The sequence below is a fragment of the Mucilaginibacter lappiensis genome, assembly GCF_050433765.1.
In the GTDB taxonomy this organism is placed as follows: domain Bacteria; phylum Bacteroidota; class Bacteroidia; order Sphingobacteriales; family Sphingobacteriaceae; genus Mucilaginibacter; species Mucilaginibacter lappiensis_A.
The window spans coordinates 678,853-696,601 of record NZ_JBNPWP010000004.1; the positions used below are offsets into that span (position 1 = coordinate 678,853).

20 protein-coding genes are annotated in these 17,749 nt (G+C 40.4%); 13 read left to right on the plus strand and 7 right to left on the minus strand.

Annotated elements, in window-relative coordinates; translation table 11 throughout:
- Nucleotides 1–143 precede the first annotated feature (143 nt).
- From M2273_RS15990 to M2273_RS16015, 6 genes are all read left to right on the plus strand, one after another.
- Nucleotides 144–1,202 (plus strand): agmatine deiminase family protein, encoded by a 1,059-nt coding sequence (locus M2273_RS15990; protein ID WP_429398554.1) that lies wholly within the window; start codon nt 144–146, stop codon nt 1,200–1,202.
- Nucleotides 1,203–1,508: 306 nt separating this feature from the next.
- Nucleotides 1,509–1,910, plus strand: coding sequence for a LiaF transmembrane domain-containing protein (locus M2273_RS15995; RefSeq protein ID WP_429398556.1), 402 nt, complete (start codon nt 1,509–1,511; stop codon nt 1,908–1,910).
- A 261-nt stretch (nt 1,911–2,171) separates the two neighbouring features.
- Nucleotides 2,172–3,020 (plus strand): LiaF transmembrane domain-containing protein, encoded by an 849-nt coding sequence (locus tag M2273_RS16000; protein ID WP_429398558.1) that lies wholly within the window; start codon nt 2,172–2,174, stop codon nt 3,018–3,020.
- Between the two features lie 111 nt (nt 3,021–3,131).
- Nucleotides 3,132–3,467, plus strand: a complete 336-nt coding sequence (locus tag M2273_RS16005) for a DUF4288 domain-containing protein (protein ID WP_429398560.1) — start codon at nt 3,132–3,134, stop codon at nt 3,465–3,467.
- A gap of 120 nt (nt 3,468–3,587) precedes the next feature.
- Complete coding sequence (locus tag M2273_RS16010) at nt 3,588–4,622, plus strand: sensor histidine kinase (RefSeq protein WP_429398562.1); 1,035 nt, start codon at nt 3,588–3,590, stop codon at nt 4,620–4,622.
- The gene (locus tag M2273_RS16015) at nt 4,619–5,365 is read left to right on the plus strand and encodes a LytR/AlgR family response regulator transcription factor (protein ID WP_429398564.1); all 747 of its coding nucleotides are present in this window, start codon (nt 4,619–4,621) and stop codon (nt 5,363–5,365) included. Before M2273_RS16010 ends, M2273_RS16015 begins: the two co-directional genes overlap by 4 nt.
- 134 nt (nt 5,366–5,499) lie before the next feature.
- Here the strand turns inward: M2273_RS16015 and M2273_RS16020 are convergent, their stop codons facing one another.
- From M2273_RS16020 to M2273_RS16040, 5 genes are all read right to left on the minus strand, one after another.
- Nucleotides 5,500–6,270 carry an NlpC/P60 family protein gene (locus M2273_RS16020; RefSeq protein ID WP_429398566.1) on the minus strand — a complete coding sequence of 257 codons (771 nt, stop codon included), beginning with the start codon at nt 6,268–6,270 and terminating at the stop codon, nt 5,500–5,502.
- Entirely contained in the window at nt 6,271–6,540 is a 270-nt protein-coding gene (locus M2273_RS16025) for a hypothetical protein (protein WP_429398568.1), read from the minus strand. It lies immediately after the preceding gene.
- A gap of 113 nt (nt 6,541–6,653) precedes the next feature.
- Nucleotides 6,654–7,544: a flavin reductase family protein gene (locus tag M2273_RS16030; RefSeq protein ID WP_429398570.1), complete on the minus strand. Its 891-nt coding sequence runs from the start codon at nt 7,542–7,544 to the stop codon at nt 6,654–6,656.
- A 118-nt stretch (nt 7,545–7,662) separates the two neighbouring features.
- Nucleotides 7,663–8,658: a fumarylacetoacetate hydrolase family protein gene (locus M2273_RS16035; RefSeq protein WP_429398572.1), complete on the minus strand. Its 996-nt coding sequence runs from the start codon at nt 8,656–8,658 to the stop codon at nt 7,663–7,665.
- Between the two features lie 17 nt (nt 8,659–8,675).
- On the minus strand, nt 8,676–8,951 hold the full coding sequence (locus M2273_RS16040) for a hypothetical protein (protein ID WP_429398574.1): 276 nt from the start codon (nt 8,949–8,951) through the stop codon (nt 8,676–8,678).
- Between the two features lie 400 nt (nt 8,952–9,351).
- Between M2273_RS16040 and M2273_RS16045 the strand changes: the two genes are divergently transcribed.
- From M2273_RS16045 to M2273_RS16075, 7 genes are all read left to right on the plus strand, one after another.
- Nucleotides 9,352–10,509 (plus strand): homogentisate 1,2-dioxygenase, encoded by a 1,158-nt coding sequence (locus M2273_RS16045; protein WP_429398575.1) that lies wholly within the window; start codon nt 9,352–9,354, stop codon nt 10,507–10,509.
- 73 nt (nt 10,510–10,582) lie between these two features.
- Complete coding sequence (gene hppD / locus M2273_RS16050) at nt 10,583–11,707, plus strand: 4-hydroxyphenylpyruvate dioxygenase (protein ID WP_429398577.1); 1,125 nt, start codon at nt 10,583–10,585, stop codon at nt 11,705–11,707.
- Between the two features lie 246 nt (nt 11,708–11,953).
- Complete coding sequence (locus M2273_RS16055; RefSeq protein WP_429398579.1) at nt 11,954–12,295, plus strand: YciI family protein; 342 nt, start codon at nt 11,954–11,956, stop codon at nt 12,293–12,295.
- A gap of 4 nt (nt 12,296–12,299) precedes the next feature.
- Entirely contained in the window at nt 12,300–12,440 is a 141-nt protein-coding gene (locus tag M2273_RS16060; RefSeq protein ID WP_429398581.1) for a hypothetical protein, read from the plus strand.
- A complete protein-coding gene (locus M2273_RS16065) occupies nt 12,416–12,952 on the plus strand; it encodes a DNA alkylation repair protein (RefSeq protein ID WP_429398582.1) in 537 nt (178 codons plus the stop codon). The genes M2273_RS16060 and M2273_RS16065 overlap by 25 nt, the downstream gene beginning before the upstream one ends.
- Nucleotides 12,953–13,398: 446 nt before the next feature.
- Nucleotides 13,399–14,871 carry a PAS domain-containing sensor histidine kinase gene (locus M2273_RS16070; protein WP_429398584.1) on the plus strand — a complete coding sequence of 491 codons (1,473 nt, stop codon included), beginning with the start codon at nt 13,399–13,401 and terminating at the stop codon, nt 14,869–14,871.
- A 12-nt stretch (nt 14,872–14,883) separates the two neighbouring features.
- Nucleotides 14,884–15,309 (plus strand): response regulator, encoded by a 426-nt coding sequence (locus tag M2273_RS16075; RefSeq protein WP_429398586.1) that lies wholly within the window; start codon nt 14,884–14,886, stop codon nt 15,307–15,309.
- Between the two features lie 77 nt (nt 15,310–15,386).
- On the opposite strand, the gene M2273_RS16080 is transcribed toward M2273_RS16075, so the two are convergent.
- The gene (locus tag M2273_RS16080; RefSeq protein WP_429398588.1) at nt 15,387–16,367 is read right to left on the minus strand and encodes a type I phosphomannose isomerase catalytic subunit; all 981 of its coding nucleotides are present in this window, start codon (nt 16,365–16,367) and stop codon (nt 15,387–15,389) included.
- A gap of 150 nt (nt 16,368–16,517) precedes the next feature.
- On the minus strand, nt 16,518–17,747 hold the full coding sequence (locus tag M2273_RS16085; RefSeq protein WP_429398590.1) for an NADP-dependent isocitrate dehydrogenase: 1,230 nt from the start codon (nt 17,745–17,747) through the stop codon (nt 16,518–16,520).
- Between the last annotated feature and the right edge of the window lie 2 nt (nt 17,748–17,749).

Genomic DNA, 17,749 nt, shown 5'->3' on the forward strand with positions numbered 1-17,749 from the left:
CACACGTCATTGCGAGGTACCAGGCAATCTCTACGAAGGCAAGTCAAATATGAATATTCCGTTCCATTGGCTCTGCATAGCTTAGAGATTGCTTCGTTCCTCGCAATGACGATGTGGATATACTAACTTACTTTTTACCAATTATGAGCCAAAATACATCCATTATACAAACCCCTGCTTCACAAGGCTTTTACTTCCCTGCCGAGTGGGCTAAGCATACTGCCACCTGGTTAAGCTGGCCGCATAAAGAGGCTTCATGGCCGGGAAAGATCGATACCATATATCCCTCATATATCGAGTTTATTAAGATTTTAACCCGCAACGAACTGGTACGCATCAACGTATTGGACGAGAGCATGAAGGCTTCGGTAACTTTCCAGCTGCAAACCGCGGGGGTTGATATGAGCCGGGTGGAATTGTTTGAGTTTGGCACGAATGATGCCTGGTGCCGCGACCACGGACCAGCGTTTTTGATCAATCCTGTAACCAGGCAAAAAGCCATCATAGACTGGGGGTACAATGCCTGGGGTGGTAAATACCCTCCCTTTGATCTGGACGATGTGATCCCTACCAAAATTGGCGAGCATTTTAATCTGCCGGTATTTAATCCGGGGATTGTGATGGAAGGCGGATCGGTTGATTTTAACGGTAAAGGTACTATTTTAACTACTACTGCCTGCCTGCTTAATAAAAACCGTAACCCGCATTTAAACCAGGACCAGATTGAGACTTATCTGCGTAATTACTATGGTGCAGAGCAAATTTTATGGCTGGGCGATGGCATTGTAGGCGATGATACCGATGGACATATTGATGATATTACCCGCTTTGTGAACGAGGATACCGTGGTTACCGTAATTGAAGAAGATAAAAACGACGAAAATTACCACATACTGCAGGAAAATCTGGAAACCTTAAAAACCATGCGCCTGCTAAACGGCAAACAGCTTAACATTGTGGAGCTGCCGATGCCCGAAGCCGTGATATATGAGGATACCCGTTTACCCGCATCCTACGCTAATTTTTATATTGCCAACTCATCGGTTATTGTACCTACTTATCGCTCGGTAAATGATGATAAAGCTTGTGAAATATTGCAGCAATGCTTTCCCGATCATGAAGTTATAGGTATTGATTCTACCGATATTATATGGGGTTTAGGCAGTTTCCATTGCCTGAGCCAGCAGGAACCGGAGGTATAAGATACGCGATTATAAAAAATCATGTCATTGCGAGGAGGAACGACGAAGCAAGAAGCTCCCTCTAAATCTCCCCAAAGGGGGAGACTTTTAAAAGTGCTTTAAAGCCCTCTCCTTTGGAGAGGGTTGGGTGAGGCTTCATAGCAATTGACACATTATAAAAACATACTCCTCCAACCACTATTATCCCCATCCTTTTTCACCGGACAAACCCTCACTTTTACCGATTTCTCCCACTCAGTCACCTATAATTCATTGTTGCAACATCAATAGTGCCGTAGTTTTAGGTATAATTTAATACTTAAAACAATGAACAACGATATAGAAACTACCATTACTCCCAATAATAGCAAAACTGCTGCAGGGGTAATTTTATTAGCCATTGGCGGTATATTACTGGCAAGGCAATTTGATCTGTTCTTTATCCCCGACTGGCTGTTTAGCTGGCCGATGTGGATAATAGCCTGGGGATTATATATGGGCGCCAAGTATAATTTCCGCAAGGCTTCATGGATCATCATCACGCTAATTGGTGTAGCCTTTTTACTCGATGAAAACATTGCCAATGCCGACCGCATTGTTTGGCCGGTAGCCATAATGGGCTTTGGTGCATGGATGATATTCAGGCCAAAAAAACATAAAGAAGAATATTATTTTGAAAAGCCTAAAGACACTTTTCATTTTGATAAAACAACCGGACCTGAAGTGTAATTAATACTTTTTTATTGTCAATGTTAAAGAGAGGGACCCGTAAGGGCCCTCTTTTTGTTGTTGGCCTTTATAATACAATGAACTACAAACATGTCGAAACATACAAATTTTACTACCCGACAAAACTTTTTAAATTACCAGGCTACTTTTTCACCGACAAAACATCCCTCCCCACCGATTTCTTTAAATATATCACCAGTTTTTGTTTGGCTCATCTATAATGTTACCTTAGTTTTGGGATATGATTTAATTTGCACACAAATGAACAACGATATAGAACATCCAAATAATCCCAATAAAGGAAAAGCCATGGCAGGTATCATACTGCTGGCTATTGGGGGCATATTGCTTTTGAGGCAGTTTGCTGATATTTTTATCCCTGGCTGGCTGTTCAGCTGGCCCATGTGGCTTATAGCCTGGGGACTTTATTTAGGAGCTAAACATAATTATAAAAAATCAGCATGGGCTATCATGGTATTTTTAGGCGTCATTTTTTTATTTAATAATAACATTGATGATGCCCACCGTATAGTTTGGCCCATAGCTATTATTGCCTTTGGTATATGGCTTATTTTAAGACGCGGCAAAGGTGACTGGGGAAAAAATTTTAAAGACGGGCAATGGACCAAACAGCCAAACGGGCAATGGACCAAGCAGCCGGCTAATTTTAATTTTGACAAAGCCGATCCGGAAATAGATTATGCTGTAAAAGATGGTGATGATGTTCCGCCAAAAGAACCGTATACCCCCCCGTTTGGTTATCACAACGGCGACGACTACCTGGATACTGTTTCCATTTTTGGCGGGGTTAATAAAACCGTTCTGTCAAAAAGTTTTAAAGGCGGCGAAATTGTAAACATTTTTGGCGGTGCCGAACTTGATTTTACCCAGGCTGATATTAATGGCAGGGTTATAATTGATATCACCCAGATATTTGGCGGCACCAAGATCATTGTTCCATCAAACTGGCAGGTTGTATCTGATCTGGCAGCTGTTTTTGCCGGTGTTGACGATAAAAGGATCAGGAGCACCGCATCAGCTAATAACGAGAAAATACTGGTACTTAAAGGTACTTCCATTTTTGCAGGCGTTGATATACGCAGCTATTAATAATTTAGTATCAAGTAGTTAGTATCAAGTATCATGACTAAATCAGAAACTTTAGATACCTGAAATCTTGATACTTGATACTAACTACTTGATACTTTAAAAAAAACAATCATGAACTGGTACGTAGCAAAATTAGTTTTCAGGGTGATCAGTGGTGATGGCGATCATCAGGCACAATTTGATGAACAATTACGGTTGATCAGTGCCGATACGGAACTGAACGCTTATGAAAAAGCAAACAAAATTGGCCATGCCAATCAGGATAGCTTTAAAAACATAGAGAAACAAACCGTTAAATGGCAGTTTATTGATGTGGCCGAATTAAACCAGATCAATGACCTTACCGATGGCACTGAACTGTATTACCATATACACGAAACACCCGATGCCGACCTGTACATTGCCTGGGCGCATCACAAATCGGCTTTATTGGGTGCAAGAAATTAATAACAATCAGTATCAAGTAGTTAGTATCAAGTAGCAAGACTTTAGTATCAAAGTTTTAATTCGATCGTAATACTTGATACTAACTACTTGATACCAATCACTAAACATAAAAAATAAGTTTTGGCATTACCGGCATTATCAGCTTCAAAATTATACGGCGCATTCATTGTATGCGGTGTGGTATGGGCCGCATTGCAAACTTATATTGTACATAGTTTTGGTTTTTTTTGGTACACTGCCACAACCGATGGGCTGCTTGGTGCCGTGTTACTTTCAGGTGCTTGCTGGCTCATTAATAATAACCTGCGTTATTATCAGCCGGGTAAGGGCAGCTACATCAACTTGTTTATATGGTGTGTGGCACTGGCTGGTATTTGTACGCTGGGCTGCCGCTATTTGCTTCCGCTTATTAATACCGATAAGGTGTTTGTTAATTTTGTGGTGCAATCATTAACCATCCGTTTTTTTACCGATTTTTTGGCCATAGGCTGGATGGCCATGATCAGTTTGTTATGGTACTCGCAGCTTGATCAAAAAGAAACCCAAAAGCGTAAAACCGAGGCCGAACAGCTGGCCCGTGATGCTGAACTATATAACTTACGCCAACAATTACAACCCCACTTTTTATTCAACAGCCTCAATTCTATTAATGCCCTTATTGGTTTTAAACCCGATGAGGCCCGCAGGATGATACACCAGCTTTCGGACTTTTTACGCGGCACATTAAAAAAAGACGATCAGCAACAGGTTCCTTTAAGCGAAGAGCTGGCGCATTTGAATCTTTATCTGGATATTGAGAAGGTACGTTTTGGCCACCGCCTGCAAACCGAAATAAGCTGCGATGATAAATGCAATAAAGCAGTAATGCCATCCATGCTGTTGCAACCCCTGGTTGAAAACGCTATAAAATTTGGTTTATATGATACTACCGGCGAAGTAACCGTTAGCATTCGCGGCGAAATTGAGGAACACTATTTAATACTGATGGTTCAAAACCCTTTTGATCCGCAAACCTCGCGCCCGCAAAAAGGCACTGGTTTTGGCTTGCGGGGAGTACAGCGTAGATTATATTTACTTTTTGCCCGTAACGATTTGATGGAAACTCATGCAAATGATAATATATTTACAACCATTATAAAAATACCACAGTTATGAGGCGAGCCTTAATTATTGACGATGAACCTTTAGCCCGCATGGTTGTAAAGGAGTACCTACAAAATTTTGACCAGATTGAATTGATCCAGGAATGTAATGACGGCTTTGAGGGCCTTAAAGCCATTCAACAATACCAACCCGATTTAATTTTTCTGGATGTGCAGATGCCCAAAATAAACGGTTTTGAGATGCTGGAACTGGTAGAGCAGTCGCCTGCCGTAATATTTACTACCGCTTTTGATGAGTATGCTATAAAAGCATTTGAAGCACACGCGGTTGATTACCTGTTAAAACCCTTTAGTAAAGATAGGTTTAACAAGGCGATTGAAAAATTCCTGGCAACAGCGCCCGAAAAACATACACCTAAACAAACCGAAGAACTGCTGGAAACCGCTGCCTCGCAATCGCCGGCACAGCATGAGCGTATTGTGGTAAAAACCGGCACCAAAGTGAAGATCATCCCTGTAGCTGATGTTGAATACCTGCAGGCCGATGATGATTATGTAAGCGTGTTCACCAAAGAAGGATCATACCTGAAAAATAAAACCATGAACTTTTTTGAGCAAACGCTTGATGCCCGCCAGTTTGTGCGTGTGCACCGCTCCTACATTATAGCCATACAGCAAATAACCCGTATTGATCCTTACGAAAAAGACGCTCACCTGGCCATCCTAAAATCGGGTGCCAAAATACCGGTAAGTAAAACAGGTTATGTAAAACTGAAACAGGTATTGGGGATATAGTTTTTTTGAGCCTTTGTCTGAACCCTGATTAAAGGATTTTAGGATTACCTTGATTTTTGTAGAGACACATTACATGTGTCTTTTTTATGGATCAAAATGAGAAAGCCTTTCCCAAACATGTGCAGAAAAATAACTTAATCATACTCAACCCTGTAGTAACCGATAAAAGGAAAGTATTCAGTGTTGATATTTATGGTATCATAAATACCTAAGGGAGATGCTGCCTGTAAAGTACCTATAGCAATACCCTGCCCGTTTGCAGTGCCAGGAGCCAGGTAAAAAAACCCAAAACTACCAATCTGTCCTTTATAAAATATCAGGTCGCCCGGTAAGGGTTCATCTACCTTTTTATAACGTTTCATAATAGTTACCGAAAGTGGTTCAGCAGTGTTCCTGCTAATATTAACACCCGTTTGTTTTAATACATACTGTATATATCCGGGAGAATCAAAGCTTGACCTGGGAGTGTTTTTACCTAACTCAAAAGGAATTTGTTTCCAGGTAGTTAAAAGCGCGATTGTTAATGCTAACTTTCTTTTACCCGAAGGAAGGCTTATAATGGTTTTTTTGACATTACCCCAATCAATGCTTTCACCATCTGCAAAAGCATTACCTTGATTTGCCTGTGTACTTTCAATTAAGGTTATCAGATATTGATTAAGCTGCGATTCATCAAGTTTTAGTCCGGCTACCCGGCTTTTTAATTCAGCTACAGCCTTTTTTTGCTTGCTTAGGCTATCGCTTGATTTTTTGAGCTCGACTTTTACCCTCTTGAGTTCCTTATTTGAATTGAACAAATTATAGCTGGCAAATACCAACGATGTAATGAAAATCAAAATCCCAATGAGACTGATAATTGCTGATCTTCGCGAAGATCTCTCCAGGTAATCAAGCTCATTCATCATTTACATTTTACCTGTTACTATAATTTTTAACGCCTGATCCCACATTCGCAAAAGTCTTCCACCTGTATAGGTTATTAAACCCGAAGACCCAAACATTAATGATAATTCGGCTTTACCGGCTTCTTTATTGTAGATCATGAGTGAAATAGCGACAAGAAGTATTATTAAGGATATACCCGTAACAGCAAGGTGAATAAACCTTTCAAACTTAAACAGCCTGACAAGTTTTTCAACTATGGAATATCTCTCATCCAATTCTTCCTGTTTCATTTGTACTCATTATTAGGATGTTATACGAATTTAAAAAATAAAATTGTATTTCACTTTGTTATTTCGCAAATATCCAAATAGGCCAAAGTCACAAACTTCAGCGGGGATTAAAATCACTCCATCAGCAATACCATCAGCGCTTCTTCTACCCTGCCCTCTTCCAACAATTGTTTGGCCTTTAGGTGCAGTTGCAACTCGCGGGTTTTGCTGTCGCCGATGGTGGCATCAAGCAATTCTTTTATATCAGGTGTTTGCATATAGGCTTCAATGGCATCTGCAGCAGGCAAAGCCTCCAGGTTACCCAGTTGCCCCAGGTTATTACCCGTTAGTACCCGTGAATTGCGGATGCCATACGGCAGGGCATCAACCCCAATACCTATTTTAAAATTGGGTTTGGCTACTTTAAAAAGATTATCTGGCGTAACGCGGCAATACCAGTCGCCACCAAGACGGGCCACCTGGTCAATTTTGGTCTGGTCAATTTTACCATCCGCATCTAAAATATCCTCGTTAATATGGATCATTTTAATTTCGGCCAAAACCAGGTTACCTGCGCCAGGCGTATTACCCAGGGATATCACCTGGTTAACAACACATTCCAGCTGTACAAACGACTCGGCCACACGCGGCGGTTTAACCAGTTCAGATGCTACAGGAGTCAATCCTGATTTGATGAACTCATTTACCCCCTTAGCATACGCCACACTCGACAGGGAAACCTGCTGCACCATATCGTAATTAACAATATTGATCACGCATTCGGGCACTTCCAATACATTCTCCAACGTGTGCTTGGTGGTATTATCCCGTACACTGCGCGATGGCGAAAACACGCAAACCGGCGGGTTAGTGCTGAACACATTAAAAAAGCTAAACGGGCTCAGGTTTACATTACCATCTTTATCAACAGTTGAAGCCAGGCAAATGGGTCGCGGCGCAATGGCATGATTAAGGTAATTATGCAATTGTAAGATAGAAAGATCAGCGGTTTTTAAGGATAACATAGTATTTATTAAACACAATAAAATCTTGTCATGCTGAACAAAGTGAAGCATCTATTAGCCAACATGCAAAGTTCGGTAATAGATCCTTCGTTCCTCAGGATGACAAGTTCATAAATTCTTACTTTTTCAACTCCAATATCGAAAAATCACTATTGGCTTTTTTTATAATGTTGCCCAGCATACCCAGGCCGGTAATTTCCATTTCAACCAAATCGCCGTCCTTTAGCCATTGGGGCTGATAGTCCGGATCATTCAATAAACCGGTTCCGTTAAGCTCCAGGAAACAACCGGTACCAACCGTGCCCGAGCCTATTACATCGCCGGGCAGCACATCGCAGCCGTAGGCGCAGCGTTCAATGATCTCGGCAAAGGTCCAGTCCATATCGGCCATATTACCTAATGATACCTGTTTACCGTTCACCACACACTTCATTTCCAGCTTGTAGGCATTACCGGTATGACCGGGTTGGGGTGCAACCTTATATTGCTCCAACTCATCGGGTGTTACCAGCCACGGGCCAATAACCGTCGAAAAATCCTTGCCTTTAGCAGGCCCCAGGTTCAACAGCATTTCTTCCATTTGCAGGGTGCGGGCACTCATATCATTCATGATCATATAGCCGGCAATAAAGCTATCCGCATCAGCGGCTTTAATGTTACGGCCCTTCTTATTGAGCACAACGGCCACCTCCAGTTCAAAATCGAGCTTGTTAAAATGATCGGGCATACACTCAATTTCGCCGGGGCCCTGTATGGCGTTGTGATTGGTAAAGTAAAATATAGGGTATTGATCAAACTCAGGGATCATATCGGCCCTACGGTTACGGCGGGCTGCTGCCACATGCTGTCTGAAAGCGTATCCATCCCTGCATGATGATGGGTGAGGTACAGGTGCTATCAGCTCAAAAAATAGTTCTTCCTTGGCTTCCATTTTGCCGGAGCTGATGGCTGCATCAACACGCTTAGCATGATCCATCAATTCTTCACCTCCCCACAAAAACTCGTTCATATTGTCGGGGATCAGTTTATCGCAGGAATTAAGGTTATAGATATGTTTATTTATAAAAATACCTAAATGCTCTCGGTCTTCAGTTTTATAGGATACTAATTTCATAGGATGATGTGTTTATTTTAACTGGTTTTAAGCTGCTTTCGTCTATTTAATAAAAATATACTGAACAATATTATAAAAGCTAACAAAGCAATAAAGTCTATTAAAAAATTGGTTAAAATAAATCCAACCTCAGTCCAGCTACCCAATGCTACTTTGCCTTCGATATATGAATAAAAATGCAAGGGAAAGCCAACGGAGGTGAATCCGTCTGAAGGAGCATCAACGGTTGAAAATACTACAGTAATGATGATCCAGATGGTTAATCCTAACCATATAGCTTTCTTTTTGATCATAACTGGTGATTGGTTAAACCAAAACTAAGCAATTTACTTTATGGGTGGTTAATTTATTATGCTTGCATATTAAAAATATTACCTTTAATTTCGTATCAACCATGTTACGTATACAAAAGCATTTTTATTTTTCCCTGGGCCTTACCAGCATGAGCGATGCCTCATCGTTCAGGGATGCTATGCTTGCTAAAATTGTACTCGCTCAATACTAATCCCTCCCCTTTGTTGTAAGCTAAAATGTTTTAAAGTTGAAATGTCAATGAACGTTCAACTAATTAAACTTTTAAAACTATTTAGCTTACCCAACCGTTTTATGTATGTATTGCACTGATATGATGTGGGTTAAACCATTTTAACCTTGCAATATTCAATATTCCAAACGTAAACCAATTAAAACATCATGCCCGTATATCATTCATTAGGAGCTATCCCGCCAAAGCGGCATACACAATTTCGTAAGCCCGATGGCTCATTATATGCCGAAGAGCTGGTATCAACCGAAGGTTTTTCGAGCCTTTATTCGTTGGTTTACCATGCTCACCCGCCCACTATTGTAAAAACGCTGGGCGAACCCTATAGCGTTGAGCCAAAAATTGCCCGCGAAAAGCACCTGAAACATACCAGCCTGATAGGTTTTAACATTAAACCCGAAGACGATTATCTGCAAAGCCGCAAACGTGTATTGGTAAACAGCGACCTGCATATTTCGCTGGCCGCGCCCCGCCAATCCATGACCGACTATTTTTACAAGAACAGCCAGGCCGATGAAGTAGTTTTTATACATGAGGGCAGCGGTACTTTAAAAACAGGATTCGGCAATATTAAATTTGTGTATGGCGATTACCTGGTGATACCCCGCGGTACCATATACCAAATGGAGTTTAACACGCCCGATAACCGCTTATTTATTGTGGAAAGCTTTAGCCCTATCCGTCCGCCAAAGCGTTACCTTAACCAGTATGGGCAGCTTATGGAGCATTCGCCCTATTGTGAGCGCGACATTAAACGCCCGGCTGATTTAAAGACCCATGATGAAAAGGGCGACTTCAAGATCCTGATCAAAAAACAGGGCTTGATATATCCTTACATATACGGCACCCACCCCTTTGATTTTATTGGCTGGGATGGCTTTCATTATCCATGGGCACTGTCCATACATGATTTTGAACCAATAACCGGGCGCCTGCACCAGCCGCCACCCGTACATCAAACCTTTGAGGGCAATAACTTTGTGATATGCTCCTTTGTACCGCGCAAGTTTGATTATCACCCATTATCTATACCCGCGCCTTACAATCATAGCAATGTGGATAGCGACGAGGTTTTATACTACGTGGACGGTGATTTTATGAGCCGCAAAAGCGTAGTAAAAGGACAGATCACCCTACACCCAGGCGGCATACCGCACGGTCCGCATCCTGGCACCGTCGAAAAATCGATAGGTAAAGAATCAACAGACGAACTGGCGGTGATGATAGATCCATTCCGCCCACTGATGCTGACAGAAGATGCTATAAAAATTGAGGATGAAAATTATTATAAGAGCTGGCAAATGTAAGCTAAAAGCTGAAAGCCGAAAGCTAAAAGCAATCACTAATTCAGTAACTCAATAATTTTAAATTAAACAAACAATGCAAACACAAACCATAGATAAACAACCAACCACAACAGATTTTTTACCGCTTAATGGTACCGACTATGTTGAATTTTATGTAGGTAATGCCAAGCAAGCCGCCCATTATTATAAAACCGCTTTCGGCTTTCAGAACCTGGCTTATGCCGGCCCGGAAACCGGTGTGCGCGACAGGGCATCGTACGTATTGCAGCAAGGCAAAATCAGACTGGTATTAACCACTCCCCTGCACTCCGATCATCCTATTGCCGAACATATTAAAAAACATGGTGATGGGGTAAAAGTATTGGCCCTGTGGGTTGATGACGCTTACGACGCCTTTGAGCAAACCACAAAACGTGGTGCTATACCTTTCCAGCAACCGCAAACCCTTACAGATGAGTATGGTGAAGTGCGTACCAGTGGTATAAAACTTTATGGAGAAACCGTTCACTTGTTTGTGGAGCGTAAAAACTACAAGGGTTTATTTTTACCCGGGTATCAAAAGATGGAAAATAATTATACTCCCCCGCCTGCGGGCTTATTATATATTGATCATTGCGTAGGCAATGTAGGCTGGCACCGGATGAACGATTGGGTTGGGTTTTATGAGGACACCATGGGTTTTAAAAACATTTTAACATTTGATGATAAAATGATCAGCACCGAGTATTCGGCCCTGATGAGCAAGGTAATGAGCAATGGCAATGGTTATGTTAAGTTTCCTATAAATGAACCTGCAGAGGGCAAAAAGAAATCGCAGATTGAGGAATACCTGGAGTTTTATGAAGATGAGGGTGTGCAGCACCTGGCCCTGGCCACTGCCGATATTGTAGCCACTGTAACCGACCTGCAAAACCGCGGCGTGGAGTTTTTAACCATACCTACCACTTATTACGACGACCTAACCGACCGCGTTGGCCATATTGATGAAGATCTGGAGCCATTGAAAAAACTGGGGATCCTGGTTGACCGTGATGACGAGGGTTACCTGTTACAGATTTTTACCAAGCCTATTGAAGACAGGCCAACCCTGTTCTTCGAGATCATTCAGCGCAAAGGTGCAAAATCATTCGGCGCCGGTAATTTTAAAGCATTATTTGAAGCCATTGAGCGCGAACAGGAGATAAGGGGAAATCTGTAAGAGAATAAAGAGAAAAGAACCGAGATATAAGACAAAAAGTAAAAAATTAAGCCGGGCAAATGCCCGGCTTTTTTGTTGGTTGGTTTCATTATATTTGATATACCTAATACTCCATCAAATGAAAAAGTTCATTCTGTTTATTGGCATCATTACCCTAAGTATCAACTGTTTTGCACAAAATGCACCTGCACTAAACCTGTTTATGATGCTTCACTTGCTAAAAAATTAGGTGCCGATCAGTATGGTATGAAAAAGTATGTGATGGCCTTTTTAAAATCAGGGCCAAACCGCCTGCAGGATTCGGCGGCAAGGATGCAGCTGCAAATGGCGCACTTAAAAAATATTACACGCCTGGCTAACGAAGGTAAGTTAGTTGTGGCGGGCCCGTTTTTAGATGATCAGCCAATACGGGGGATATTTATTTTTAATGTGGAAACCCTGGAGGAAGCCAAAAAACTAACCGAAACCGACCCTGCCATTAAGGCGGGCACTTTAATTATGGAGCTACACCCTTTTTATTGTTCGGCTGCATTGATGGAGGTAACCAACATACACAGTAAACTGCAAAACAAAAGCATAACCGACTGAGCCGATGCAGGCTAAATACATCATTGAGCTATTAAAACAAAAAGCCGATCCTGTTTACCTTGCAGGTATGCAGCGTTATGCTATTGATACCGCGCATGCTATTGGGGTCCGCTCCCTGAATTGCGCAAACTGGCTAAAACCATAAAAAAAGATCATACCCTTGCACTTGAGCTTTGGGATACTGGTTTGCATGAGGCACGGATGCTGGCCTCTATGATAGATGAGCCAACTATGGTAACCGAAAAACAGATAGATAACTGGACAGGTGATTTTACGTCCTGGGACCTGTGCGATCAGGTATGCGGTAACTTGTTTGACCGTACTCCGTTCGCCATTTCAAAAGCAATTGAGTTTAGTGCGCATGATAATGAGTTTGTTAAACGGGCAGGCTTTGTTTTAATGGCCGAATATGCAGTGCACAATAAGAACGCATCTAACGAAACATTTATAGCGCTGTTCCCCATTATGGAACGTGAGGCCTGGGACAACCGTAACTTTGTTAAAAAAGCAGTGAACTGGGCCTTGCGCCAAATAGGGAAAAGAAACGGTATTTTAAAATTGGAAGCCATACAAACAGCCCAAAATATTTTAAAACAAAATCATAAATCGGCTAAGTGGATAGCAGTTAACGCGCTGACTGAATTGGCTGCCAAATAACCAATATGTATAGTCAAACACTAAAATGGCTAAAAAAATAGGACATTAATAACAAAATAGTATCTTTTGATACCGTTTTTACATTAAAACTTAATTATTGCTGCATTTTAAAAAAACACATCTCAAAAATCTATTTAAACATATACTTTAATATTAAAACCGCTCAAAATAATATCAAAAAATATGTTTAAACGTCTTATTTGCTCTCATAACAGCATAAATACCTAAATTTTGGCTGGATAAATTTCTTTGGTAATTACCAGTATAAGAATAGATTATATCATTTCAAATATTATATTTGAGGTTAAATAATTTAAACTTTAACACTATAGACCAGAAAAACGGCTACAACTTATGGTTGTAATTTTCATAATTTCAAATTATGGCACATAATTTTCTAATAGAGAGCATGTCCTTAATAAAGTACTGAGTAGGTTATTATTAATATGAGTTTTTCTGAAGATAAATTTTCTGATGATAGCAGGTTGCATCTTGCTCAAATAATTGATAACATAAATGCGGGCATTTGGGAGTATAATATTAATACCAGGAACATTAAATGGTCTACCGGTTTCTATAGTGTTTTAGGTTATGAATCTGACGAAATTGAATGCTCCAATCATATATTTTTTGAACAACTGCTGTACCACCAGGATAAGCCTATTTTTCTGAGTGCCTTAAACAGCTCAAACCCGACTAAGCCGATACAGGTAAGGCTACTCACAAAAACTTCCGGCTATCATTGGTTTGAAAGTACAATTAAAAAACACACTGACGGAACCGGACAATTTATTTATGGTTCCATCATTAACATAAACCAATATAAACAGACCGAGCTGCAATCAGTGCAGAGCGATCAGCTTTATAGTGATACGATTAGGATAGCCAAATTAGGCAGTTGGGAAATTGAAACAGGAACCCTTAATGTAACCCTATCAAAACAGATATATGATATTTATGAACTGCAAAGCCAGGTAAAACTTACGCTTGACGAAGCAATAAGCTTTTTTGAACCGCCTTATCGTCAGGTAATGCAAAAGGCTATAAATAATGCACTGGAGTTTTGCCAGCCATATGACCTGGAACTATTGTTTAGAACTGCAAAGAACAATGTAATATGGGTAAGGGCTAAAGGTGTACCTATTATTAATGATTATGGTAAATGCATAACTATAAGAGGCATTTTACAGGATATTGATAATAACAAACGCAAAGGCCTTAGCCTGGAATCTTCACTTAATTTGCTTACTGATCAAAACAGGCGCCTGCAAAATTTTGCTTACATTGTATCACATAACCTGCGATCGCATACCGGAAACCTGCAGTTTATGGTGAATTTATATGAAGAAACTGAGCTTGAAAAAGAGAGAAATGAAATTTTTTCGCATATAAAGTCAATTAGCGGAAGCCTGAACGCAACCATTGAGCACCTTAATGAAATAGTTAAGATGCAAACCGAAATTACCAATGAGCGTAGTATAGTTAACTTCGAAATCCTTTTCAGAAACATACAATCGGCCATTAATAGTAATATAGAGGCCCTTGATGCACATATAGAGTATGATTTCAGCAAGTGTCCGCAAATAAATTACATACCGGCATACATGGAGAGTATTTTGCAAAATCTGCTTACCAATGCCTTAAAATACAGCCATCCTGACCGCCAGCCTGTTATAAGGTGCTATACCTTAAAGGAGCGGAGCCATATTTACCTGATATTTGAAGATAACGGTATTGGTATTGACCTGGAACGTTATGGCGACAAAGTATTCGGTATGTACAAAACCTTCCATCAAAATCCCGATGCAAAAGGAATTGGACTGTTTATTACCCGTAACCAGGTAGAAGCGCTTGGCGGCACCATTAAAATTGAAAGCACCGTAAACATTGGCACTAAATTTACAATCAAGCTGGTATAATTATGCCGATAAATGATTGTAGAGAAGATCCCAGTGAATGCCTGTATTATTGATAATAACAAAACTTATGTTTACGGCTTCAAAAAACTAATTACCCTAAAAAAACTGAGCAACCAGGTAACCAATTTTAGTGATGGTAGTGAGGCTATTGCCCATTTAAAAAACCCGCTCAACGCCAATAATTTACCCGACCTGATATTTCTGGATATAAGCATGCCCGTTATGGACGGGTGGGAATTTATGAAAGAGTTTGCGGAAATAAAATCTCAACTGGGGAAAAAAATCTCGATTTACATGCTCAGTTCATCAACCGACTGGTGGGATATTGACCGGGAAAAAAATATTTCTGATGTTGCTGGTTATATCTCTAAACCGGTAGATGTGTGTCGTTTAACAGAAATATTCAACAGCATAAATAATAATATTTATAATATTTAAAAGTGCAAAGTTCCCTCTGCACTTTTAAAGTTATTTTTTACTGCCTGATGTAAGTGGTTACGTAAAAAGACTATATATTATTCAATATAGCTTTCCAGTATTTTAAAGCCCCCAGTTGTTTCCAGCTCAACGTTATCAATACTTTTTGGAAGTAATATACATTCGCCCATTTTAACCGGGTACACCTGGCCATTATATTTTACCGAGTAAGCTCCTTCAACGCATACATGTATCACAAACGAATCAAGCGTTGAATAATCTTTGGAGGTGCTGTGGGTAAAATCAAGCAGGTTGGTGGTAAAGTAAGGGCAGGTAACCAGCTTTACGGTTTCATCCTTTTGTGGTTGATAACTGGTTTTATATTCAGGGTAGTGTTTATAATCAATGGCGGCAAGCGCTTCCTGGGTATGTAGTTCACGTTTGTTACCTTTATCATCAACCCGGTCAAAATCATATATACGGTAAGTGATATCTGAAGTTTGCTGAATTTCGGCTATCAACAATCCTTTACCAATGGTATGCACACGACCGGCTGGTAAAAAGAACACATCACCCGCTGTCACATCTTCCTTATTCAGGATATCCATAATATGGCCGCTGTTCAGGGCATCTACATATTTTTGCTCTGTCATTTCCTGGTTAAAGCCCGCAATCAGAGTAGAACCAGGATCAGTTTCGATAACATACCACATCTCGGTTTTACCAAATGAATTGTGACGTTTTTTAGCCAGTTCGTCATTGGGGTGCACCTGTACAGAAAGATCATCATTGGCATCAATAAACTTTACCAGTAAAGGGAATATATTCCCAAAATGAGCGTAAACTTTTTCGCCCACCAGTTCGCCCTGAAATTTTTCCAGCAAATCAGCTAATGATTCACCAGCCAGTTCACCATCGGCTACTACAGATACATCAGATTTTACGCCTGATATTTCCCAGGTTTCGCCACAGTTTGGCAAAGCGCCAAAATCTTTATGCAGATAGGTTTTGATCTTTTGACCACCCCATATTTTGTCTTTATAAATGGTTTTGAATTTTAACGGATATAGTGCTGACATGATGTAGTTTTTATGCCCCTAAGTTAGGAGTTAAAAAAGAAATGGATAAACCGATTCAGTGTTTTTTACAAAAAACACTGAATCGGTTTATCCATAACATAAAAAAGCCCGCCTTGATCAAGGCGGGCTCTGTACATTTACAGGGAATTATTATTTACCCAATTTAGCTTTCAAATTTTCGTCAATAGCTGCTAAAAATTCTTCGGTATATAAATAATCTTTACCATGCTCCACCTTTGGTTTAATAGTGATGGCCAGATCTTTTGTCATTTTACCGCTTTCAACAGTTTCAATACAAACCTGCTCTAAAGTTTTGCAGAAGTTTATCAATGGCTGGTTATTATCAAGCATACCACGGAACTCTAAACCTCTTGTCCACGCAAAAATTGATGCGATTGGATTTGTTGAAGTAGGTTTACCGGCCTGGTGCTCGCGGTAGTGGCGTGTTACCGTACCGTGTGCGGCTTCGGCTTCCATAACGCTACCATCGGGTGTAACCAATGTTGAGGTCATTAAACCTAATGATCCAAAACCCTGGGCTACCGTGTCAGACTGTACGTCGCCATCATAATTTTTACAAGCCCATACAAAGTTGCCATGCCATTTTAATGCCGATGCAACCATATCATCAATTAAGCGGTGCTCGTAAGTTAATTGGTTAGCTTCAAATTCAAGTTTAAATTCCTGCTCATAAATTTCCTGGAAAATATCTTTAAACCTGCCATCATATTTTTTAAGGATAGTATTTTTAGTTGAAAGATATAATGGCCATTTTTTAAGCAAAGCCTGATTAAAACATGCACGGGCAAATCCTTTTATTGATTCGTCGGTATTGTACATGGCAAGTGCTACACCATCGCCTTTAAAATTATACACTTCAAATGATTGCTCGGCGCCACCATCTTCCGGAGTAAAAGTAATAGTAAGTTTTCCTTTTCCCTTGGTAACAAAATCAGTAGCACGGTACTGATCGCCAAAAGCATGACGGCCAATACATATAGGAGCTGTCCAGTTGGGTACCAGGCGTGGCACATTAGCCATCACAATTGGCTCACGAAAAACGGTACCATCCAAAATATTACGGATAGTTCCATTTGGCGAACGCCACATTTGCTTTAAACCGAATTCTTCTACACGTTGCTCATCAGGAGTAATAGTTGCACATTTAATACCAACACCATACTTTAAAATAGCATTTGCGGCATCAACAGTCACCTGATCATTAGTTTCATCACGATACTCGATACCCAGATCATAATATTTGATATCAAGATCAAGATAAGGAATTATCAACCTGTCTTTGATAAATTTCCAGATAATTCGGGTCATTTCATCTCCATCCAGTTCAACTACCGGATTTTCTACTTTAATTTTTGACATAC